Origin of the sequence: Streptomyces sp. NPDC060064, assembly GCF_042736455.1 — a bacterium.
Taxonomy (GTDB): Bacteria; Actinomycetota; Actinomycetes; order Streptomycetales; family Streptomycetaceae; genus Streptomyces.
In genome coordinates, this window is record NZ_JBHWWF010000020.1 from 26,607 (window position 1) to 46,978 (window position 20,372).

The 20,372-nt window shown below is 67.1% G+C and carries 16 protein-coding genes and 5 pseudogenes; 10 read left to right on the top strand and 11 right to left on the bottom strand.

The features are described from left to right. Positions 1-61: 61 nt before the first annotated feature. Both ACFWDI_RS23430 and ACFWDI_RS23435 read right to left on the bottom strand, forming a co-directional pair. Entirely contained in the window at positions 62-703 is a 642-nt protein-coding gene (locus tag ACFWDI_RS23430; RefSeq protein ID WP_385306537.1) for an alpha/beta hydrolase, read from the bottom strand. A 28-nt stretch (positions 704-731) separates the two neighbouring features. Further along, positions 732-1,424: an alpha/beta fold hydrolase gene (locus tag ACFWDI_RS23435; RefSeq protein ID WP_385306539.1), complete on the bottom strand. Its 693-nt coding sequence runs from the start codon at positions 1,422-1,424 to the stop codon at positions 732-734. A gap of 248 nt (positions 1,425-1,672) precedes the next feature. Here ACFWDI_RS23435 and ACFWDI_RS23440 point away from each other — a divergent pair. After that, a pseudogene (locus ACFWDI_RS23440) lies at positions 1,673-1,915 on the top strand (aldo/keto reductase); the annotation flags it as partial. On the opposite strand, the pseudogene ACFWDI_RS23445 reads toward ACFWDI_RS23440, so the two are convergent. After that, positions 1,890-2,831: pseudogene (locus tag ACFWDI_RS23445) on the bottom strand (RNA polymerase sigma-70 factor). The pseudogenes ACFWDI_RS23440 and ACFWDI_RS23445 sit on opposite strands and share 26 nt — an antisense overlap. After that, positions 2,828-4,033 (bottom strand): NAD(P)/FAD-dependent oxidoreductase, encoded by a 1,206-nt coding sequence (locus ACFWDI_RS23450; protein ID WP_385306541.1) that lies wholly within the window; start codon positions 4,031-4,033, stop codon positions 2,828-2,830. The pseudogene ACFWDI_RS23445 and the gene ACFWDI_RS23450 overlap by 4 nt, the downstream one beginning before the upstream one ends. Positions 4,034-4,519: 486 nt before the next feature. Here ACFWDI_RS23450 and ACFWDI_RS23455 point away from each other — a divergent pair, with 486 nt between their 5' ends. Both ACFWDI_RS23455 and ACFWDI_RS23460 read left to right on the top strand, forming a co-directional pair. Next, positions 4,520-5,761, top strand: a complete 1,242-nt coding sequence (locus ACFWDI_RS23455) for a PP2C family protein-serine/threonine phosphatase (RefSeq protein ID WP_385306543.1) — start codon at positions 4,520-4,522, stop codon at positions 5,759-5,761. Positions 5,762-5,927: 166 nt separating this feature from the next. Then, positions 5,928-6,029: pseudogene (locus ACFWDI_RS23460) on the top strand (integrase); the annotation flags it as partial. A gap of 25 nt (positions 6,030-6,054) precedes the next feature. Here ACFWDI_RS23460 and ACFWDI_RS23465 read toward each other — a convergent pair. The 3 genes from ACFWDI_RS23465 to ACFWDI_RS23475 all read right to left on the bottom strand — a co-directional run bounded on the left by ACFWDI_RS23465 (position 6,055) and on the right by ACFWDI_RS23475 (position 7,794). Then, on the bottom strand, positions 6,055-6,627 hold the full coding sequence (locus ACFWDI_RS23465) for an O-methyltransferase (protein WP_385306545.1): 573 nt from the start codon (positions 6,625-6,627) through the stop codon (positions 6,055-6,057). 127 nt (positions 6,628-6,754) lie between these two features. Next, entirely contained in the window at positions 6,755-6,949 is a 195-nt protein-coding gene (locus ACFWDI_RS23470; protein ID WP_385306547.1) for a DUF397 domain-containing protein, read from the bottom strand. Next, a complete protein-coding gene (locus ACFWDI_RS23475) occupies positions 6,949-7,794 on the bottom strand; it encodes a helix-turn-helix domain-containing protein (protein ID WP_385306549.1) in 846 nt (281 codons plus the stop codon). Before ACFWDI_RS23475 ends, ACFWDI_RS23470 begins: the two co-directional genes overlap by 1 nt. A 254-nt stretch (positions 7,795-8,048) precedes the next feature. Here ACFWDI_RS23475 and ACFWDI_RS23480 point away from each other — a divergent pair, with 254 nt between their 5' ends. Further along, positions 8,049-8,663, top strand: coding sequence for an ATP-binding protein (locus tag ACFWDI_RS23480; protein ID WP_385306551.1), 615 nt, complete (start codon positions 8,049-8,051; stop codon positions 8,661-8,663). On the opposite strand, the gene ACFWDI_RS23485 is transcribed toward ACFWDI_RS23480, so the two are convergent. From ACFWDI_RS23485 to ACFWDI_RS23495, 3 genes are all read right to left on the bottom strand, one after another. Beyond that, entirely contained in the window at positions 8,660-9,964 is a 1,305-nt protein-coding gene (locus ACFWDI_RS23485; protein WP_385306691.1) for a YDG/SRA domain-containing protein, read from the bottom strand. The two genes, ACFWDI_RS23480 and ACFWDI_RS23485, sit on opposite strands and share 4 nt — an antisense overlap. 203 nt (positions 9,965-10,167) lie before the next feature. Further along, entirely contained in the window at positions 10,168-11,187 is a 1,020-nt protein-coding gene (locus tag ACFWDI_RS23490; protein ID WP_385306553.1) for an SEC-C metal-binding domain-containing protein, read from the bottom strand. 28 nt (positions 11,188-11,215) lie between these two features. Then, positions 11,216-11,638 (bottom strand): DUF3592 domain-containing protein, encoded by a 423-nt coding sequence (locus ACFWDI_RS23495; RefSeq protein ID WP_385306555.1) that lies wholly within the window; start codon positions 11,636-11,638, stop codon positions 11,216-11,218. A 63-nt stretch (positions 11,639-11,701) separates the two neighbouring features. On the opposite strand from ACFWDI_RS23495, the gene ACFWDI_RS23500 reads away from it, so the two are divergent. The 5 genes and pseudogenes from ACFWDI_RS23500 to ACFWDI_RS23520 all read left to right on the top strand — a co-directional run bounded on the left by ACFWDI_RS23500 (position 11,702) and on the right by ACFWDI_RS23520 (position 15,036). Continuing rightward, positions 11,702-12,532, top strand: coding sequence for a class E sortase (locus ACFWDI_RS23500; protein WP_385306557.1), 831 nt, complete (start codon positions 11,702-11,704; stop codon positions 12,530-12,532). 49 nt (positions 12,533-12,581) lie between these two features. Beyond that, positions 12,582-12,800, top strand: a pseudogene (locus tag ACFWDI_RS23505) (sodium:solute symporter family protein); the annotation flags it as partial. A gap of 76 nt (positions 12,801-12,876) precedes the next feature. Next, a complete protein-coding gene (locus ACFWDI_RS23510) occupies positions 12,877-13,194 on the top strand; it encodes a DUF6412 domain-containing protein (RefSeq protein ID WP_385306693.1) in 318 nt (105 codons plus the stop codon). A 106-nt stretch (positions 13,195-13,300) separates the two neighbouring features. Then, positions 13,301-14,050 (top strand): YidC/Oxa1 family membrane protein insertase, encoded by a 750-nt coding sequence (locus ACFWDI_RS23515; protein ID WP_385306558.1) that lies wholly within the window; start codon positions 13,301-13,303, stop codon positions 14,048-14,050. A 125-nt stretch (positions 14,051-14,175) separates the two neighbouring features. Next, entirely contained in the window at positions 14,176-15,036 is an 861-nt protein-coding gene (locus tag ACFWDI_RS23520) for a fumarylacetoacetate hydrolase family protein (RefSeq protein WP_385306560.1), read from the top strand. 1,071 nt (positions 15,037-16,107) lie between these two features. On the opposite strand, the pseudogene ACFWDI_RS23525 reads toward ACFWDI_RS23520, so the two are convergent. Further along, positions 16,108-16,326 (bottom strand): annotated as a pseudogene (locus tag ACFWDI_RS23525) (IS5/IS1182 family transposase); the annotation flags it as partial. Positions 16,327-16,706: 380 nt separating this feature from the next. On the opposite strand from ACFWDI_RS23525, the gene ACFWDI_RS23530 reads away from it, so the two are divergent. Further along, positions 16,707-20,312, top strand: coding sequence for a LamG domain-containing protein (locus ACFWDI_RS23530; protein ID WP_385306561.1), 3,606 nt, complete (start codon positions 16,707-16,709; stop codon positions 20,310-20,312). The last annotated feature ends 60 nt before the right edge of the window (positions 20,313-20,372 follow it).

The window sequence follows — 20,372 nt, forward strand, 5'->3', positions numbered from 1 at the left end:
TCCGGCAGGTGGTTCACGAACGCAGCCAGAGCCGGATTGACGCAAGAGGCCGCAGGCCGCGTCAGGCTGAGGCGCGTTCGCGAATCCAGGACGCGGCCAAGGTTGTCCAGGTCTCGACGTCCCCCGCGCCTTCCGCCAGGCCGAGACTGTGCGGCCCGTGCGCGAACACGTGAACGGCATGCGGGACGTTGTGGACCGCAAGCGCGGCAGCGAATCGGTAGGTGTGCTCGGGAGGGACGTAGATATCCTCCGCGGTGTGCCACACGAAGAACGGCGGTGACTCAGGCGTCACCAGCGCATCCAAAGATGTGGAGCGTCGCAGCGCCGGGCCGGCTTCCTCCCCCAGCAGGACCAGCCTGGCGGGGCGGTAGGTCTCGGTCTCCATCGACGTGATCGCATATCCGAGGACCACGAACTGCACGGGTTGCGCCTCGGCACCGGTTGCCAGGGCAGCAAGGCCGGCAAGGTGACCGCCCGCGGAGAATCCCATCAGGCCGATGTGCTCCGCTCCACTCGCGCGGAGGCGCCGGATCTCGGCACGGAGGGCATCGAGCGGCACCGGGTGTCTTGCGTTGAGCGGATAGCGGAAGACGCTCGCCTGCACCCCGAGCCCGCTGAGCCAGTCGACGATCGGCTCGGCCTCGTGTGGCACATGCTCGGCGTACCCACCGCCCGGGAGGACGATCACGTGAATTCTTGCCACTGTCGGTCCCTCGCTCCAGTAGCGGTGGCTAAGGCGCCACGGCCACCGCGGCCCGTTTGATGAGGTCGGCCACTGCAGCCGGTTGTGACACGAAGACGGAATGGCTGCCCACGGCCTCGACGGTGGTCGAGCCGGCTCGGCCGGCCATGGTGCGCTGGGCAGGCGGGGGGATCATCTTGTCCTCGGTGGTGAACATGTACCAGCTCGGCTTGGTCCGCCAAGCGGCCTCCGTGACCTGCTGGCCGAGGGCGTCCACCCCCCAGGGGACCTGCGAGTCGGCCATGAACGCGGCCAGATCGGCGGGCAGGTCACCGGCGAACGATGCCGGGAATTTGTCCCGGTCGAGGAAGAGGAAGCCGTCCCTGGGCGGCAAGATCGGCGGTCCGGGCAGGTCGGTGGGGAATCCGGAGATGAGCGTGTTGACCGACTCGCCCGTGTCCGGCACGAACGCCGCGATGTAGACCAGGGCCACCACGTTCGGGCTGGTGCCCGCTTCGGTGATGACTGCGCCGCCGTAGGAATGACCGACCAGTACGACCGGGCTGTCCTGCGCGTCGATGATCAGCCGCGCTGCGGCGGTGTCGCCCTGCAGCGACAGGGTCGGGTTCTGCACCACGCAGACGCGGTAGCCGTCGCGGGTGAGCAGGTCGTAGACCGGCCGCCAGCCGGACCCGTCCACGAAACCGCCGTGTACCAGAACGATTGCGGGTCTGTCAGCCATGGAACGGTGTCCTTTCGCTGGCGACGGAGGTGTCGACCCACCAAGCAAATCTCGGCCGGGCGGCCACCGCACGCTGAGCCCCCCTGGGAGAGCAGCTGAAAGATGGACTTTGCCGGCGCTTCCCCCGCCATCACCTCGGCCCGCCCCTGGACTGCGCAACACCGCTGACGCCGTCGTCGGCGCCGTCACCGGCTCCCGGCAGTTTCCATCCAGTTGGATATGGCTGGCACACCCCCGGGAGGCCCTTCATGACGACCCACGCGAGGCTCCAGACGCTGACTCTCGCCGACGACCTGACCATCACTCGCATGGGATACGGCGCCATGCGGCTGGCCGGACCCGGCGCCTTCGGTCCGCCCAAGGACCGAGATCAGGCGATCGCCGTACTGCGCGAGGCGGTCGAGCTCGGCCTCACCCACATCGACACCAGCGACTTCTACGGCCCGGTCATCGTCAACGAACTGATCAAGGAAGCCCTGCACCCCTACCCTGCGTGCCGAGGTCGCGAGGTCTGCCACCCGCAATGACCCGGAGTTTGTCGGGGTTGGCGACGTTGTGGATCGTGGTGATGCGCCCATCGGCGTCGAAATCGAAGGTGACAGTGGCGATCACGCGGCCCGAACCGCTGAACACCATGCCTGGACCGCCATTGATCTCGACCAACTCGGCCTTCATGTCGGCGGGGTCGACACCCTGGTAGGTGACGGTGCCGATGGCTGCGAACCAGGCAGCCACCGTCTGTGCGCCCACAACCGGGCGCAGGGCCTGCCGGACCTTGCCGCCGCCGTCGGTCCACAGGGTGACGTCCGGGGACAGCAGTTCCATGAGGGTGTTGATGTCACCACCGGTTGCGGCGTCGAGGAACCGCTCGGTGACCTCGCTCTGCCGCGACCGGTCCACGGTGAAGCGTGGCCGCCGGGCCTGCACGTGCTAGCGAGCACGGTGCACGGCCTGCCGCACCGCGGGCTCGGAACGCTCCACCGCCTCCGCGATCTCGGCGTGGCTGAATCCGAAGACCTCCTTCAGTACGAACACCGCGCGCTCGAGCGGGCTCAGCGACTCCAGCACCACCAGCATCGCCATCGACACCGACTCGGCGTTCGTGACGGCGTCGGCCGTGTCGGCGATGGTGAGAATCGGCTCCGGAAGCCACGGCCCGACGTAGGTCTCCCGCTTGTGCCGGGTGGAGCGCAGCCGTTCCATCGCCAGATTCGACACGATCCGCGTCAGATACGCCTTGGGTTCGGCCACCTGCGAGCGGTCGGCGGCCGACCATTTGATCCAGGCGTCCTGTACTGCGTCCTCGGCATCGACCGCGGTGCCGAGGATGCGGTACGCCACCGAGAACAGCAGATTGCGATGGTCGTTGAACACCTGCTGGCCGGGGTCCGGGTACGGATGCGTCATCGCGCGTCCCGGACCCGGGTGAAGCGGCCGCCGCGGGGCCAGAACGCTCCCGAGGAGGGCATCTTCTTCATACGGCCGAAGGTCGGCCAGGGTGAGGCAGTCACCGTCTCCTTGTACCAGGCCGCCTTGCGGCCGGTCAGGTGCACCCGCCTGGGGGTGTCGTCGGGGTGGGTGAACTGGACGACCGCGTCATGCCGCCCCAGGCTCACCGGGGTGTGGTAATAGCCGAAGCGGAACGGCTTGGGCTGCTTGCCCTTCAGCGTGCGGGCGATCGACACAGCGGCATGCACACCGGTCGGCATGCCTCCCTGGCAGGTTCCGTGCATGATGCCGTAGCCCTGACGGATCGCGGCCGCATCGCCCACGGCGTACACGTCGGGGTGGGACACCGACCGAAGTGAATCCTCGGTGACGATGCGACCGCGGCCGTCGACGCTCAGGCCGGCGGCGGCCGCCAGCGGCGAGACCCGCGTACCACTTGTCCACAGGACGGCATCGGCGGCGATGTTCTCCCCGCCTGCCAGCTCGACCGAAGCGGGCAGCACCTTCACCACCTCGCTCCCGCTGCGCACCTGGACACCCAGGCGCCGGAGCGCGGATTGCAGATACGCCTTGGCCTTCGGGTTCATGGTCGCACCGGGTTCCTGCCGGCCCACCAGGACGACCTTGAGCTCCGGGTGCCGCTCGGCGATCTCCGCGGCCGCCTCGATGCCGGTCAACCCGCTGCCCCCGACCACCACCGTGCCACTGCCCAACCGCGCCAACCGGTCGGCCAGCAACTCGGCGTCCTGGGCGCTGTTCAGGGTGTAGGCGTGATCCTCGACGCCCGGCACGGCCGCCGTGTCGGCCACGCTGCCCAACCCGTACACCAGCGTGTCGTAGCGCAGTATCCGGTCGTCGTCGATCCGCACGGTCCTCGCATTCGCATCCACCGCCGTGACCCAGCCGCGCACGAACTGCGCACCCGTACCCTCCAGCAGCTCCGGGATGCTCATCTCGGCGAGCTGCTGCCTGGTCGCCGTCATATGCAGCCGCAGCCGTTCGGTGAACCGCTCCTGCGGATTCACCAAGGTCACCTGCACATCCTGATGCCGCCTGACCCGAGCCGCGAGCTGGATCGCCGCGGACATACCCGCGTACCCCGCCCCCAGGACCAGAATGCGGTGGGTCGTCGCCGGGCCGGTTCCGTTCTGTGCGCTCATCGTTCCGCCTCTCTCCTCTTGCTGACGACCACCAGATGCAAGCTGACCCCGCATTCGTGACATGGAACCGATGTGACGGGCGACACAGTCGACTTCATGGCGGCCCCCGATCCGCACCGCCGACGAGGAACCGGCGATACGTGTCCCCGGCCTTGGTGCCGGCCGGCTGTCGGGCGGCCCCCCGAAGTGCGGCGCCGGTCCGGGAGATTTGGTGCACAACGCGATGGAGAGCCACCTGTCCTGACCGTGTGTGACATGCCGCGTTTGGCGTAATGGGCTCTCCGGGCTGATGAGCCACGTCACTCTGTGCGGGTTGATCACGGTCGTGTCAGGAGCCGTGTGTACGGATCACGTGAGCGGGTCGAGCGGATCCGCCGGGACCGCCGGATGGACCCGAGCGTGTCGGGGCGGGCGCCGGCTCCGCGGCACGAGGTGAGCAGGACACGGTGGCCGAGACTTTGAAGACGCCGGTGCAGGGGTGCGGCTATGGCAGAAGGTGAGCGGCGGCCCGACAAGGGCATGTTGGACCGGTCGGAAGGGTTCGGTGAGCGGCTGCTGGGGGTGCTGCTGGACCGGGCACACGAGATGCCGCCGCAGCTGATCGCCCCGCTGATCGCGGAAGAGGTGTCCAGGGTCGGCGGCCGCGAACTCTCGATCCTGCTGCAGGACTATGCGCAGCTGCTGCTGGTGCCGTTGCCGGGTCGGCGGCTAGTGGTCGGCGAGCCTGAGCCGATCGATGACTCTCCCGCCGGCGCGGCCTTCCTGTACGCGACGACTGTCGAGGTGGCGCAGGCCGGCGGGGTCCGGATGTACCTACCGCTGCTGGACGGCAGCGACCAGGTGGGAGTAATGGCCCTCACCCTGGACACCGTCGATGACGACGACCGGCGCCTGCTGCGCCGGCTCGCCGGCCTGGTCGCCGACATGCTGGTCACCAAGCACAGCTACACCGACCAGTTCTTCCTGGCCCGGCGCCGCGAACCGATGAGCGTGGCTGCGGAGATCCAGTGGTCCCTGCTGCCGCCGCTGGCGATGTCCGTCCCGCAGGTCGCGGTGGCCGGAATCCTGGAGCCCGCCTACAACGTCGGCGGCGACAGCTTCGACTACGCCCTCAACGACGACATCCTGCACGTGGCCATGGTCGATGCGATGGGCCACGGTCTGGACGCCGCCACGATGGCGACCGTCGCCGTCGGCGCCTACCGGCACGCCAGACGTGCCGACATCGGTCTGTCCGAGATCTACACGTTCATGGACCGGGCCATCGCCGGGCAGTTCGGGCCCGACCACTTCGTCACCGCGCAGATGATGCGCCTGAACATCACAACGGGCCACCTGCAGTGGGTCAACGCGGGCCACCCTGCACCGCTGCTGATCCGCAACCACCAGGTCGTCGGGCAACTTCAGGGCCCGACCACGCTGCCGGTCGGCTTCGGCGGTGAAGAGCCCCGGATCAGCGAACAGATGCTGGAACGCGGCGACCGGGTGCTGTGCTTCACCGACGGCCTGATCGAGGAGCACCAAGCCGGCGAAGAGCCGTTCGGCGAGGAACAACTCATCAGCTGGGTCAACCGCATCGAGCCCGAAGAGAAGGGAGTGCGGGCGGTGGTGCGCTCGATCTCCCACACGCTGAAGCAGCAACGGGGCGGGAGCACCAGCGACGACGCGACCCTCTTCCTGATCGAGTGGCGCGGAGGCGCCGCCGACCACCTCGCCGTCCTGGAGTGAGCCGACAACCGCACCACCATGGACAAAGCCGACGGCACGCAGACCAGCTGCCTGGCCAACCGCGGTGCGCACTCGCCACTGACTGTCCGCCGGTGCGCCCCTGACCGCGGCCGGCGCTGATCGTGAAGGCCGTCGACGCTCTGAATCGACCCGGACGCACGAGTGCGCCCGCCACCCCGACGTCCTCGCGGCCCAACAGCGTGAGCGTGTCCGCATCCGCAGAGAGAAGGGCATCCGCTGGGGCGGCAGACCGGCCCTCGCGGCGTGATCAAGAACCCTGCAAGCCTTCTTGGCTAGAGGCGGCGTGCCGCAACAACCGCTGAACTGGCTGGTGTTGTGAGTATTTCAGTGGCGTCCAGGGCTGGATGAGTGAGGTAGAACAGGCGGAGCTCGTCCACTTCGCCTTCGAAGCGAGGCGGCCAGTGGGGCGAGGGGGTGAAGTCGTCCAGGATGAGAAGGCCACCGGGAGCGAGCTGCTCGACCACCCCCTGGGGGTCGTCACGCTTGCCCCCGCCGTCGCAGAAAAAGACGTCGAAGGGGGCATGCTGCTCAAGCAGCCGCCAGTCCCCAGTGAGAACGCTGACGCGCTTGTCGTCCGCGAAGATACTGGCCGCTCGACGGGCCAGCTCCTCGTCACGCTCTACGGTAACCAGGCGTGCACCGGCACCAAGGCCGCTGTGCAGCCAGGCGGTGCCCACTCCCGAGCCGGTGCCGCTCTCCGCAATGATTCCGTGGGGCTTCGCAGCAGCGGCCAGCCTGAGCAGCCTGCCCACTTCAGGGATGCAACTCTTCTTGAATCCGGCCTCGGAGGCGACACGCTCTGCGGCCACCACGCGAGGCGGAACCGCACGTTCTGCCATGATCACGCCTCCTTCACCGTGAACATGACGCTATCCGCCAGCAGACGCGTCCGCACGGAGTTTCGCCTGTCCGGACCCGGCGAACCATCGACGGGCAGGACGAGGGCCAGACCGGCGGTGAGCCTGGGCCCGCCTAGCTGAGGCGTCCCTCGCGCAGGGCGTCCACGAATTCCCCCCAGGCACCCGGTAGAAGGTCGAGTCGCGCCCCGTGCGGGACTTTGGAGTCCCGCACGGATATGTCCACAGCGGACACGGCGACCTCAACGCACTCGGTACCGCTTCCTCCGCTGTACGACGACTTGATCCAGCGGATGTCTTCGTGACCCATCACAGCTCCTTGCAGACCCGATCCAGGAGCGCAGCTGACGCCCCGATGTCCAGCGCCTGCGCGCGCAGGTACTCGAACGCCAACTTATAGCGCTCAAGTTCTTGCGGCTTCTCCATGAACAGCCCGCCGCCGATGATGTCCACGTATACGACGTCGAGTTCGGGCGTAGGCCCACCCAGGAGGACGAAGCTCCCGACTGCGGCAGCATGGGCTCCGGCGGCAAACGGCAGTATCTGAACGGTCACTTGAGGCTCCTCGGCACGCGCGAGCAAGAGACTCAACTGGTCGCGCATGACCTTGCGACCGCCGACCATACGCCGGATAACTGCCTCGTCGATCACGGCCCAGATATGTGGGGGTTCTTCACGATCGAGGAGCTCCTGCCGCTTCATCCGGATGTCGACCATGTGAGAGATCTCTTGATCTGTGCAGCGCATCTCGGATGCGCGGTGCACCGCTTCCGCGTACGCACGGGTCTGAAGCAGGCCGGGTACGTACATGCAGGCGTAGTGGTCCTCACGTACGACCTCGTCCTCGAGGGTCAGCATGAGGTTCATCGAGTCGGGGATCGGGTCGGCGAGCGAGCGCCACCAGCCCTGAATCTTGGCGCCCTTGGCCAACTCGACCAACGTCTCGCGCTCCTGGTCCGACGCCCCGTACTCGCGGCAGAGCGCATCGACAGCGGGCCACTTGACGGTGCCTTCCTTGGTCTCGTAGCGACTCAAGGTGGCCTTGGAGACGCCAACCAACGCCCCGGCTTCCTCCAACGTGAGGCCCTTGCGCTCGCGCAGGCGGCGTAGGTCGGCGCCAAGTTGGCGTCTGCGGGTGGTCGGTCCAACTGCCATGGTCGAGGCCCTTCGTGTCGATCTCCCTGAGCGTGCACGCTGCATGCGAGGCGTACAAGACAGCGCACGCTGGGGGCGCGCGTTAATCGGCGTACACCCTCAAACCCACAATGAGAGTTCCATTTTGAGAGTCTCGCTGTCACTCTCTAGATGCACCGCTCTACGCAGTGCGATCAAGAAGGCTACGGGAAGGGGCGCTTGGCATGGATGGATGTCGATTTGGGGTCCGCAGGAAGCCTTGGGATCTTCCCTTCATGGCAACGCCTGAAGAGTTGGGGGGATTGCGTCGGGTGGTACGAGTGCACCTGGGAGTCTGGGGCCTGCCTGACCTGGTGGACTCTGCACAGTTGTGCGTGACGGAGCTGGTGACCAACGTCATCACGCACGTCGGTCCCGGGACGCCAACAACCCTTGCTGTCTCTATGAATGGAACTCATCTCCGCATCGAGATCCACGATCCTGATCCCCAAGCGCTTCCGACGCTCGTAGCGGCGAAGGGGGAGGCGGAGGCTGGGCGCGGTTTGGTGCTGGTGGATGCGACTGCGGAGCGCTGGGGCGTGATTCTGCGTGCCGACAGCAAGGTCACGTGGTGCGAGTTGGCAACGGGGCTCCCATCCCCAAATGGCCACATGGAGGGTCCGAGAGTCGCCAAGGCTGAGGCACTGCTGGGGCTCTACTGTTGGGACAGTCACCTGCCGGCGCCAGGTGCCGGTCAACTCGGTGTAGGCCGGGCCCAGCAAGCCGCGATTGGCATGATTGTTGACATCCTTCACTGGTTTCGCGCCCATGGCTGCGATCCGGACGAAGCTCTGGACCGTGCCCAGTCCCATTTTGAGGAAGAGATCAGCGAACGGACTTGCAGTGTCTAACAGCTGATGCCAGACGGTGGGTATGGGAAGGGAAGTTTGCCTATGTGCTTTCGGTGGTAGTCGAGGTGAACGTCGCTGATCTCATGCTCGGGCACAGTGCGGAGGCTTGTACGTTCCCCGGAAGCGTTTCTTACGACCGTCATGTCGCTGCAAATGGTCAACATCCCGAAGTCGAATTCCACGTGGTGATTCGGGCAAAGGCAGAGGATGTTGTCTGGTTCGTCCGGCCCCTCGTGAGGCTGTCCCAATGGGCGTATGTGGGCAGCCTCGGAGTAAGCGCCGGTTGGCGTCTCGATTCGCAATCCGCATATTTGACATGTGTGCCCGTGAGCACGCTTCACCCAGTTCGCCCTCGCCGTGCTTCGGACTATCCGCTGCACCTCAGTCTTTCGACGGTCGGGCTTGGAGTTCCCCCCAGTGGGCGGTGGGTCGACGGGTAAGGGAGTCGTCGTGGGTACCTTCGTGGGATCCGTCGTGGGCTCAGGCCATACCTTGCGCAGTCGAAATCGCCAGATGACGAATCCCTCGGCGCACTTGTCCTGCCAATGTGCCTCAACTCGGAAGAGCCCGTCGTATCTCATGCCGGAGGGCGGGGCGTGCTCCGAGTGGCTGCCAGCACCTCGTAGAACCCGGACGGGGCGACCGGATGCGATGCTGTTCACCAGCGATGCGTTGCCACGGGTGAGGGTTTGGTCGTGCGTATGTCGTCCGTCTGTTAGGCCGCCTTGGCCGGTGTAGATGATTTCGTCGCCGTAGTCCCTGTCATCGACGTAACCGCCAGACAGGACTATGGACTTTGCATCCTCGCTTTGTTTGCCAGATATTCCCCCTTGTCTCTGGCCATGTACCTTGGCCTCGAATGCGGCGACCTGGCCAGCAAAGACTGAGCCAACCGGGATGTGCGGGGGGTGCCCGTAGCCGTCAAACTCCTTTTCCTGTAGACCAACTTCGAGCAGTATCTCTTCCCACGAGATCGCTGGGAAGTATGTCTTTAGGAGGGAGTAGGTTGCCTCTTGGCGAAAGGTTTCGTCTGAGCCGATCAGGTTGTAGAGACTCTCCTCAAGACCCCCTTGCGGGTTGTGCTGATCGAGCCATGGGCGGACGCTCGAGCCGCGGGCTTGCGGAACCTCTGATTTTACGTCTTCGAGTCGCCAGAGCGGAGATCGGTGCAGCGCGACGAAGGGATAGGCGGGCTCAGCCGTCGAGCCGGGGTGGCCGTGCCTTTCAAGGAGCGGTCGTAAAGACTTCTGCGCATCACGCCAGAAAAGGAGTCGCTGCTTACGTTGAAATGCACGCCCCATCGCCCAGAGGAGGACGATTGGCTGATGGCGCGCTGGGGTTCCGCTGGATCGGTCGACTTTCAGGGAATCGAAGGCATGCAAGTAGCCAGTTGTGCTGCTGGTGGGAGCATCAGGCACGGTTGAACTATCCTCCTCGCTTCGGGGCGGCTGTTAAGCCCCAACGGCAGATTGGAACTCTGGAGACCTGAGCCGACGGTCGCCGCTCACCCCTGGACCGTACCCCCGTGGCAATCCCGGTACGCCGCCCCCGACCCGCACCAGCACGCCGCCCCCTTCGCCGGCGGCCATGCCACCGCACGGCCCCGCGCCGCCAGTGTCGTTGCGTACTGCGGGAGCAGGTCCGCGTTCGCCGGCGAGGACTGTTCCGAGGCCGCGAACGCCTCGTACGACGGGACCGTCGCCGTCACGATGCCCAGGTTCTCCGTGCCCGTCGACGACAGGTCCCGCAGCGAGGCCTCGATGTCCGTCAGGTGGGCCGTCTGGGTCGGGTACTCCGATTCCAACTCGGGGTAGGCCGCGAGCAGTTCGTTCAGTTCGGCCTCGGGCCAGTGGAGGACGGCCACCGGAAACGGGCGCGACAACGCCGAGCGGTACGAGCCCAGTTCGGACCTCAGGCGGGCGATTTCCGCCTTGAGTTCGGCCGGGTTTTCCGAGCCCAGGGCCCACAGGCGTTTCGGGTCGTGGAGTTCGTCCAGGGAGATGTCCGCCGTGTGGGCCGTGTGGATCGTGTCGGCCAGGGCGTCCCGCTCGTCGTGCGGCAGGCCCAGGAGGCGGCGGACACGGTGGCGGCCCGTGAGGAGGGACTGGGTCGCGTAGGGGACCTCGTCCTCTCCCGGGGGGAGGAGCAGGGTGAGGGCCGCGGTGAAGCAGTCGTGGGACGCCTCGAGCTCGTCGTGGGACTCCAGCGTCTCCGCGACGATCTCCCAGGGCGCCGGGTCGGCCGGGGCCGAAGTGCGGATGCCGCTGATCAGGGCGCGGGCCTCCGCCTCGTGGCCGTACTCCCAGAGGTTCGCCGCCTGCAGGGCCTTGATCAGCAGAGGGTGCTCGGGGTCGGCCGCGAGCAGGCGGTCGTAGAGGGTGGAGGCCTGTTCGCGGTCGCCCGCCAGTTCCAGGTGGGCCGCGGCCTGGAGCAGCAGTGGCTCATGGTCCTCGGGGTACTGCGCCGCGGTACGCAGCAGGCGCTCGGCTTCGGTGGTGTGATCGGCAGGCGTGTCGGGGCGCATGGTGGACACCGTACTGCTGTACGGGGGTTCAGAGGGATGAGCCGATTCTCACGAGTACCGCCATGAGCGATCCGAGCCAGAGCGCCGTGCCCAGGGCCAGCGTGAGGAGCGCCGACGAGCGGGCGGCCGGCGAGTCGATCTGGGCGTGTTGCGGATTGTGCGGGGTGTAGAGGACGCGGACCTGCGAGCCCTCGGGGAGCCGGTGCGGGCTGCCGCTGTTGTCGATCAGCGGCTGCTCGACCTCCGTGCCGTCGTCCGTCGTCCAGCGCACGACGGGATGAGCCGTGGAGTAGGAAGCCTCGCGCGTGGCTATGTGGCCCGTCACCGTGCCGAGCGCGCTGCGGCCGGTGCTGCGTACGAGCTCCGCAAGGATGTAGTTCGTGCCTTGCACGGCGCAGATCGCCAGGCCTGCGAGGAAGGGCACGAGGGTCAGAAGCCAGAAGGGACTCATACGGCGCCATCGTAGGAGGTCGTGGCTCTGGTGAGTTGGCGGACCAGCACCTATCGTGCCGCCGTGCGGCAGCGGGCGAGGGAGCGGGAACGGATACCGGTCGTGGTGCAGGGGCGCGGCTCGCGGCGTCGGGCCCGGTTCGCCCGTGGGCTGTGGACGAGTGCCGAGGTCACCGTCACCCTCGGGGTCGTCGTACTCCTCCTCGTCGTACATCAGCTGTGGTGGACCAATCGGCAGGCCCGGCAGGGCGCCGAGCACAAGGTCCAGGCCCTGGAGCGGGAGTGGGGGAGAGAAGGGGGACGGGGGAGAGAAGGGGAAGGGGAGGCGCGGTCCGTCGAGGTGCCGGGCCGGCCCCTTCCGGTCGGGACGCCCACGGCCGGGGAGGCAGGGAGCGGCACCGGGACCGAAGCGCCCGACGCGCCGGCCGCCCGCGCTCCCCGCTGGGACCAGGCCTACGCCGTCCTCCGCATCCCACGGCTCGGCGTCGTCGCGCCCGTCGCCCAGGGCATCGCGAAGAGGGGCGTACTCGACAAGGGGTACGTCGGGCACTATCCGCAGACCGCCCAGCCCGGCCAGGCCGGGAACTTCGCCGTCGCCGGGCACCGCAACACCCACGGAGAGCCCTTCCGGTACATCAACCGGCTGCGCGGCGGTGACGAGGTACAGGTCGAGACCCGGGAGGGGGTCTATGTGTATGTGGTGGACAAGGGGGTGGCGCAGACCTCGAGCCGGGACACCGGAGTGATCGCGGCCGTGCCGCGCAGTCTCGTGAAGACCGGCGCCGGGTACAGCGCGCCCGGGTACTACCTCACTCTCACCACCTGCACGCCGGAGTACTCCTCCACGTACCGGCTCGTCGTGTGGGCGAAGTTGACGTCGATGCGGCCGCGCTAGGGTCCCGGACGGCTCAAACGCCGCCCTCAGCTGGTGTGGCTGCTCGGCCGGAGCGGTGAGCGGGCTCGCGGCCGGAGTGGCGATCGTCTGCGTGCTGGTCTTCACCGGGCGCGATCCGGTGTGGGGCGTGAACGCGGGGATCGTCGGGCTCGCCGCCAACCTGGTCGTGGCGCCGGCGGTGACGTACGCCGGTCCGCCCGATCGTGATCCGCGGCCGGACGAGGACGTACTTGCGGAGGATCCGCTCCCCGATGCCGATCGTGTATAACGGCTGGAGGTTCGAATTCGACAAGTGCGTCAGTGACGAGTACGTCAGTGACGAGTGCGTGAGCGAGAGGAGGAGCATGACCGGTCGTACGACGCGGCTGCTCCAGCCCGCCGCGCTGCTGATCCTCCTCCTCGTCGAAGTGCTGCTGATCGACGGTGGCAGCCTCTCCGCCGCGGTGGCGCTCGCCGCGACCGCCACCGCTGCCGCCGGTTCCGCGCTCGTCGTCTGCGCCGTCATCAGCGCGCGCTGCGCGCCTGCCGTGCCACGCACCCGGGTCCGCACCGCCATCCGCGACCGCGAGCAACGCACCGCGTTCCTGCCGCAGCGCGATCCCGACGCGAAGGGCCGGACCCGGCCCCGAGCGCCCGGCCGTTCCCTCCTGACGGCCGCGTAGGGGTACCCCCACCTCGTACAACACCCCTCGCGGGTCGTCATGCCGCCATGTCCTCATCAGGGCATGTCCTCATCCCGGCACGACGAGACCCTCGGAGGGCTCACCCATGTCCGTTTTCGCCAGCCTGGTCGCACACCTCGCCGACCTGCTCCAGCCGCTCTTCCACGCGTCCGCCACGGCCGCCGCGATCATCGTCTTCACCGCGCTCGTACGGCTCGCCGTCCATCCGCTCTCCCGGGCGGCCGCCCGCGGCCAGAAGGCCAAGGCCAGGCTCTCGCCGCAGATCGCCGAGCTGCGCAAGAAGCACGGAAAGAACCCGGAGCGGATGCAGAAGGCTGTCATGGAACTGCACGCGAAGGAGAAGGTCTCGCCGCTCTCCGGGTGCCTGCCGAGCCTGCTGCAGCTGCCGGCGTTCTTCCTGATGTACCACCTGTTCTCCAGCACGCGGATCGGCGGCGAGCCGAACGGTCTGCTCAGCCACACGCTTGGCGCCGCGCCCCTCGGCGACCGCTGGTCGGACGCGCTCGCGCACGGCGGCGTCTTCGGCGGCGCGGGACTCGTGTACGTCGCGCTCTTCGCGATCGTCGCCGCCGTGGCCACCTTCAACTACCGGCGTACGAAGCGTCAGATGGCGGCCGCGCCGCTCTCGTCCGACCCGCAGATGCCGGGCATGGCCGCGATGGGCGCGATGACGAAGGTCATGCCGCTGCTCTCCTTCGCCACGCTCCTGACCGTGGCCTGGGTGCCGCTGGCCGCCGCGCTCTATGTGGTCACCACCACGACCTGGACGGCGGTCGAGCGGGCCTTTCTCTACCGGGACATGCCCGTCGCGGGCGCGCTTGCTACTGCCGCGTAACGGTCCAGGTTGTGAACGGGGTCTTGCAGAGTGGTCCGATGTCTTGGAGGATCGGCCAATCCTCCGATCCCCCCGATGGCCGCTACCCATCGACCGGGCTCACACACGACCAGGGGAGATTGACCATGAAGCTGCTGCGAGTCGGTACGGCGGGCGCCGAGCGCCCGGCTCTGCTCGACGAGGACGGGACGACGCTGCGCGACCTGTCCGGCCTTGTCGCGGACATCGACGGTGAGCTGCTCGCCGACGCCTCGGCGCTCGCCCGGATACGGGCCGCGGCCGACGCCGGTGAGCTGCCCGTACTGGACGCCGACGGCCTGCGTACGGGTGCGCCGCTCGCCCGTATCGGCAAGGTCGTGTGCATCGGGCTGAACTACCACGACCACGCCGCCGAGACGGGCGCGGAGCCTCCGGCCGAGCCGGTCGTCTTCTTCAAGGCGGCCGACACGGTCGTCGGCCCGTACGACACCGTGCTCGTACCGCGCCGCAGCCGGAAGACCGACTGGGAGGTCGAGCTCGCGGTCGTGATCGGACGTACGGCCCGCTATCTGGAGGACGACGAGGACGCGCTGTCGTACGTCGCCGGGTACGCGGTCTCGCACGATGTCTCGGAGCGCGAGTTCCAGATCGAGCGCGGCGGCACATGGGACAAGGGCAAGAACTGCGAGACGTTCAACCCGCTGGGCCCGTGGCTGGTGACGGCGGACGAGGTGCCGGACCCGCAGGCGCTCTCGCTCAGGCTGTGGGTGAACGGCGAGCTGAAGCAGAACGGCACGACCGGCGACCAGATCTTTCCGGTGACGGAGGTGGTGCGGTACGTCAGCCAGTTCATGACGCTGTACCCCGGGGACGTCATCAACACGGGTACGCCGGCGGGCGTCGCGCTGGGGCAGCCGGAGCCGAAGCCGTTCCTGCGGGCGGGTGATGTGGTGGAGCTGGAGGTCGAGGGGCTTGGGCGGCAGCGCCAGGAGCTGAAAGACGCGTAGCGCCTTCCGGCGGGGGCGTGGGGGGCGGGCTGCGTTGGTGCGGGCTGGGTTGGAGGGCCGGGTCTGTCCGGGGGCGGCTCGTCCTCAATCGCCGAATGGGCTCAAATGTCGGCCACCGGAGATCAGTGAACCGCTCGTCCTGCTACCGCTGGTACAGGACGGTGAGTACCTTGTCCGTGGCCATGGCGCCGTTGGCCAGCGCAGCAGCTTCGGTGGGAAGTCCCCGTAGGTGATGATCACGCCACCGAGGCGGACGTAGATCGAATACGAGGACTCACTGCCACTCGGTCCGCTCGACGGCGCTGCGTCACCGCTGGTGTGTGTCGTCGTGGCCTCGACCTGTGGTGGCTCTCGGCCAGCGGCCGCCCGGAAGTGCTGCGACACGGCGCCGGCCATGACACAGGGAACTCACGCAGAAACTGAGGCGCTGGAGGTAGCTACGGCAAAGGCGCTGCCGAGCGGGACAGCGACTTAGGCCGTGTCTCTTTGGCCGACGAGGCGGTCGGTTGATCGTTTCTGCCGTAGCACACCAGTTCAGTCCAAGGTGAGGTCGGAGCGCATGGCCGAGCGAAGGGTACCGAGTGCCTCGCCGAGGGCGCTCTGGGTTGATGGCCATTCGGGATCTGCGCTTATGTCGGGCTCGTCGAAGCGGTCCCGTAAGTCCCGGACTCGCGTGAACGCCTGGTCGGCCATGTCGCCGAGATGCTCGGGAGCGATGATCAGCATCTGATAGCGGAGATGGTAGGCGTTGGTGGATCCGAGGATCTCGCCTGCCTGCTCCATGCGCTCTTCCCTGGTCAGGCCGGTGCTGCGCTTCAGGTCTCGGAGGCGGTGCGTGGTGAGCGAGAGCGCCCCGAGGTATTCGGCATACAGCTGCTGTTTAACGGCGCGTTCGCGGGCTGTGTTCTCCCGCTGCCAGCGCGACCGTTCAGCCAAAAGGGTGGTGCTGACGCCCAGGATGGCGCCAAGTGCAGTGCCTGCGAGAGTCCCCCAGTCCACGGTCTGATGGTAGGGGCGGGCTGCGATATGGCCCAGGGGCGTGTTGCGGTGGGCTACGTTCCACTTCCTTGGTCGGCTGCGGGTCCAGATGAGGATCGCGGCGAGGTGGAGTGCAGCCTGGTAGGCGAGGGCAAGTTTGTCGGTTCGCATGGCCAGACCGCGCCATTGCTTGAGGCGGTTGATGCAGGGTTCGACGTTGTTGCGCTGCTTGTAGGTCTCGGCATCGAAGTCGGGTGGTCTGCCTCCAAGCCGGCCGCGCCGCAGGCGGTGGCCGACCTGGTCGGCTGGCTCTAGTGCTGATGAGCTCCGGCGCAGCCCGGCCCCGCGCGTCCTCAGTCTTCACTAGGTATCCAGGAGCGGTTCCCTAACGGTGTGACAGGCGCGATGTGGTCATTGTCGACCGGCCACTGCCGCATCGCGGCGGCGATGTCCCCCCACTGTGGGCTGGTACACGCATGACACAAGTCACAGTTGACCAAGCCTGGTCTGCGACGGATATTTACTGCTCGTAAAGATCGCGTAAGGCTGGGGTGGGGTTTGTGAAAAGTAGGGTGTGGCCTAGCGCCCGCCACTGTGTCGGATTGCTGGCGGCTGCGACGTTCATAGCCAGCAGCCTTCCGCCGATCGTCGGTGAAGCGTCTGCCACCGAGTCTGCTCCCGGTGCGGGAGTGGTGGCGTCTGAGCAGACTCCGGAGTCGGAGGCGGCTGAACGGGCTGTGGAGACGGGGGAGCGCGCCGAAGTCGTCGAGCGTCGCAGTGAGATCGTGCAGCTCTTTGCGAACCCGGATGGCACGTTCACCCAGACGACGAGTGCGGCTCCAGTACGTGTCCGGAAGGGTGACGGTTCGTGGGCTGGGATCGACACAAGCCTCGAGCACACCGGAAACGGCCGCGTCCGAGCGAAGTCGACGGCCACTGGTGTGTCGTTCTCCGGCGGCGGCGTCGGCAGCGGCATGGTCAACCTTGAGAAGGACGGTAAGACCCTGCAGTTGGGTTGGCCGGGTCCGCTGCCCGAGCCGAAGCTCGACGGTGACGAGGCCACATACGCCGAGGTACTACCAGACGTCGACCTGCTGCTCACCGCCACGAGTACCGGCTTCACTCAAGTCCTCGTTGTCAAGACGCCTGATGCAGCCGTCAACCCGGAACTCGAACGGCTGCGGATGTCGGTGACGGCTACCGGCGTACGCATGCTGCCCGGCGAGGGCGGCGGGCTGCGCTTCGTCGATGACAACGGGGCCAAGGTTTTCGAGGCGCCGGCCGGTCACATGTGGGACTCGACCGGGGATACTCCTGCAGCCTCCGAGTCCCGTGCCTCCAGAACGGTTACTCGCGTGGCGGCCTCGGCCGAAGAACCCTCTCCCAACCCTGACAACCCTGCCAATCCTGAGGACGCCTCCGCAGGCCCGAGTAGCGGCGACAAGACCGCTGTCCTTCCCGTGAAGATTGCAGGACCCGGGAGCCTGGAGATTGCCCCCGACCTGAAGCTCCTGCGATCGAAGGACACCGTTTTCCCGGTCTATGTCGACCCGCCCGTGTCGGGACTCGTGCGCTCGGACTGGACAGCCCTGTCTTCAGACGGTGACAAGTTCTGGGAGTTCAAGGGAGACAAGGGCGCCGGCTACTGCAAGGACTACGCCGGATATCTGTGCTCCTACAGTGCCTACACGCAGCGGCTGTTCTTCGAGTACCCGCTCGCGTCCCTGCACGGGAAGAAGATCGTTGATGCGACGTTCTCGGCCTACCAGACGTGGACGTTCACGTGCACTCCACGTTGGTATGACCTGAACCTGGTCGAGGACAGAGGCAGCGGCGTGTCGTCCACGACCACGTGGGGTACGCAGCCGAAGGCGATTGATCTGCTGGGCGACCGCAGTGTGTCCAACGGGCGTGGTTCGCTTTGCTCGCCGTCGCAGCCGGCGAACTGGGTCGAGTTCAGCGACAATGTCAAGGATCCGGACGAGGCGAACGAGAACCTCACGCCGACCGTGCAGAGGTTGGTCGACGAGAAGAAGTCGCAGATCACGATGTCTTTGACGGCGCACGATGAGTCGTCGACCGCGTCTTGGGCCCGATTCCGCGACGACGCGAAGCTGTCGGTCACCTACGTATCGCCTCCGACCACGCCTTCTGGGACTTCTCTGGGTATACGTCAGGGCACCACGGGCACCAAGTGCGGCACGGCTACGGCACCGTTTGTCACCAGCGATACCACGCCACAGGTGCTGGCCCCCGTGAATTCGCCGGATGGGTCCCAGGCCCAGCTGCGGGCCCAGTTCGAGGTGTGGAAGAACGGCGCGACTGCCAAGACGTGGGGTGTCAGTTCACCGAGTACCACATGGGCAGCGCCCTCGATTCGCGGTGCGGACAGCATCGCACTTGCCCCTCAGACGCTCTACAAGATGCGTGCCCGGAGTGAGGCGTACTACAAGACCGACCGAGGAGTCACCGGTTCCCTGATCTCGGGCTGGTCGACGTGGTGCTACTTCAAGATCGACACCGACAGCCCGCCCGAGCCGCTGATCACCAGCAAGGCCCCCGACCTCTACCAGCCTTCCGCGACTCACCCGGCTTCGGGCGGTGTAGGCGTGAAGGGCACGTTCACCTTCACTCCGGGAGACGCCAACCCGGCGACCCCCGCCATTGACTCGGACGTTGTGTCCTACCGATACCGGCTGAACAGCAACGCCATCTCGGCCCCGATCACGGTGCCGGTCGGTACGGCCAAGGATGTCGACATCACGCCCGATCAGCCGGGTGAGAACGTCATCCGAGTTTGGGGTTACGACGCCGCCGGCCACTCCTCGCTGGAAGGCGAGTACCGGTTCCGGGTCGCGGGCGCCGAGGCACCGTCCGGCGTTTGGCACCTGGACAACTCCGGCACGGACACCACGATCGCCACGGAGCACACGCTGACGCCCGCCGGGTCCGCCGCCTACACATCAACTGCCCGCGCAGGCTCACACGCGCTGAGGCTGAACGGCACCACTGCGTATGCGGCGACCAGCACCGCGACCCTCGACACCTCCAAGTCGTTCGCCGTCTCTGCGTGGGTGAAGATCAGCGATACCTCCCGCAGCCAGACGGTTCTGTCCCAGGAAGCGACGACTCTGTCGGGGTACGCCCTGCACTACTCCAACAGTGCGAAGAAGTGGGCTTTCAGCCGCTACGCCAGCGACATCGCCGCGCCGCCGGCGGCACGCTCCCTCTCAGATTCGCCTCCCACGCTCAATGTGTGGACTCAGCTGACCGGTGTCTACGATGCCGGAGCACAGGCGGTGCAGCTCTACGTCAACGGCCGTGCTCAGGGCGCACCCGTTGCCTTCAGCACCCCTTGGAAGGCCACCGGCCCCATGCAGGTGGGCCGCTTTCACACCAGCACTGGCTACGTCGAGCCCTTCGCTGGTGACGTCGACGACATCCATATCTGGTCTCGGTCCCTGAGCGAGGCCGAGGCCGTCGCACACGCGCGTCTTGAGGACACCGACGACAGCGACGGCACGGCTGGCGCCCCGATTGCGGCCAATGTCGGTGACTGGGACGCGACAGACACCACCAAGGCCACGGGAACCACGATCGCCGACGGCTCCGTCTACGGCCGCGCGATGACACTGAACGGGGCAACGCTCGCCACCGACCCTCAATCGCTGATCGACCAGGAAATCGACCCGAGCGTCCCCTCCCGCCAGGTCATGGCCCTGAGCGGAAGCGCCAGTAGCGCCGCCGGCCCGGGCCCCGTCGTCGACGAAACCGGATCCTTCACAGCAACCGTTTGGGCCCGCATCGACGGCAACAAGCTCTCCGACATCTCCAAGGCCCACACGGTCCACGTCCTGGGAACACCCGGCACGACCCAGTCCTCCTGGAGCCTTTGGTACGAGCAGCCCGCCGGAAGCAGTGTCGGCCGCTGGAAGTTCGGCCGCACTAACAAGGACGCAGCGAGCCCGACCATGACGACGGTTGAGTCCAACGCGGCACCCAAGGACGAGTGGGTGCGCCTGACGGCCGTCTACGACGCTCAGCAGCAGGCCAAGGACGACGACGGCGAAATGCGCCAGGGCGCACTGTTCCTCTACGTCAACGCGCAGCGCTTCAGCGACGAAGACGGCGAAGTCTTTGAAACGCCCTGGCAGGCGACGGCCAAGCTCAACATTGGCCGGACGTGGAAGGACAGCCTGGCGCAGAACTACTTCCCTGGCTGGGTAGCCGGCGTCCGTGTCTGGGCGGGTGCCATGGACGAAGGCTCGGTCGGCGACCTGTACTACGCCGAGCAGTAGCAGCCTCAGACCTCACTGCCTTCTTTTGCTGACTCATGGGAGCCCGGCCGCCGTGCGGGC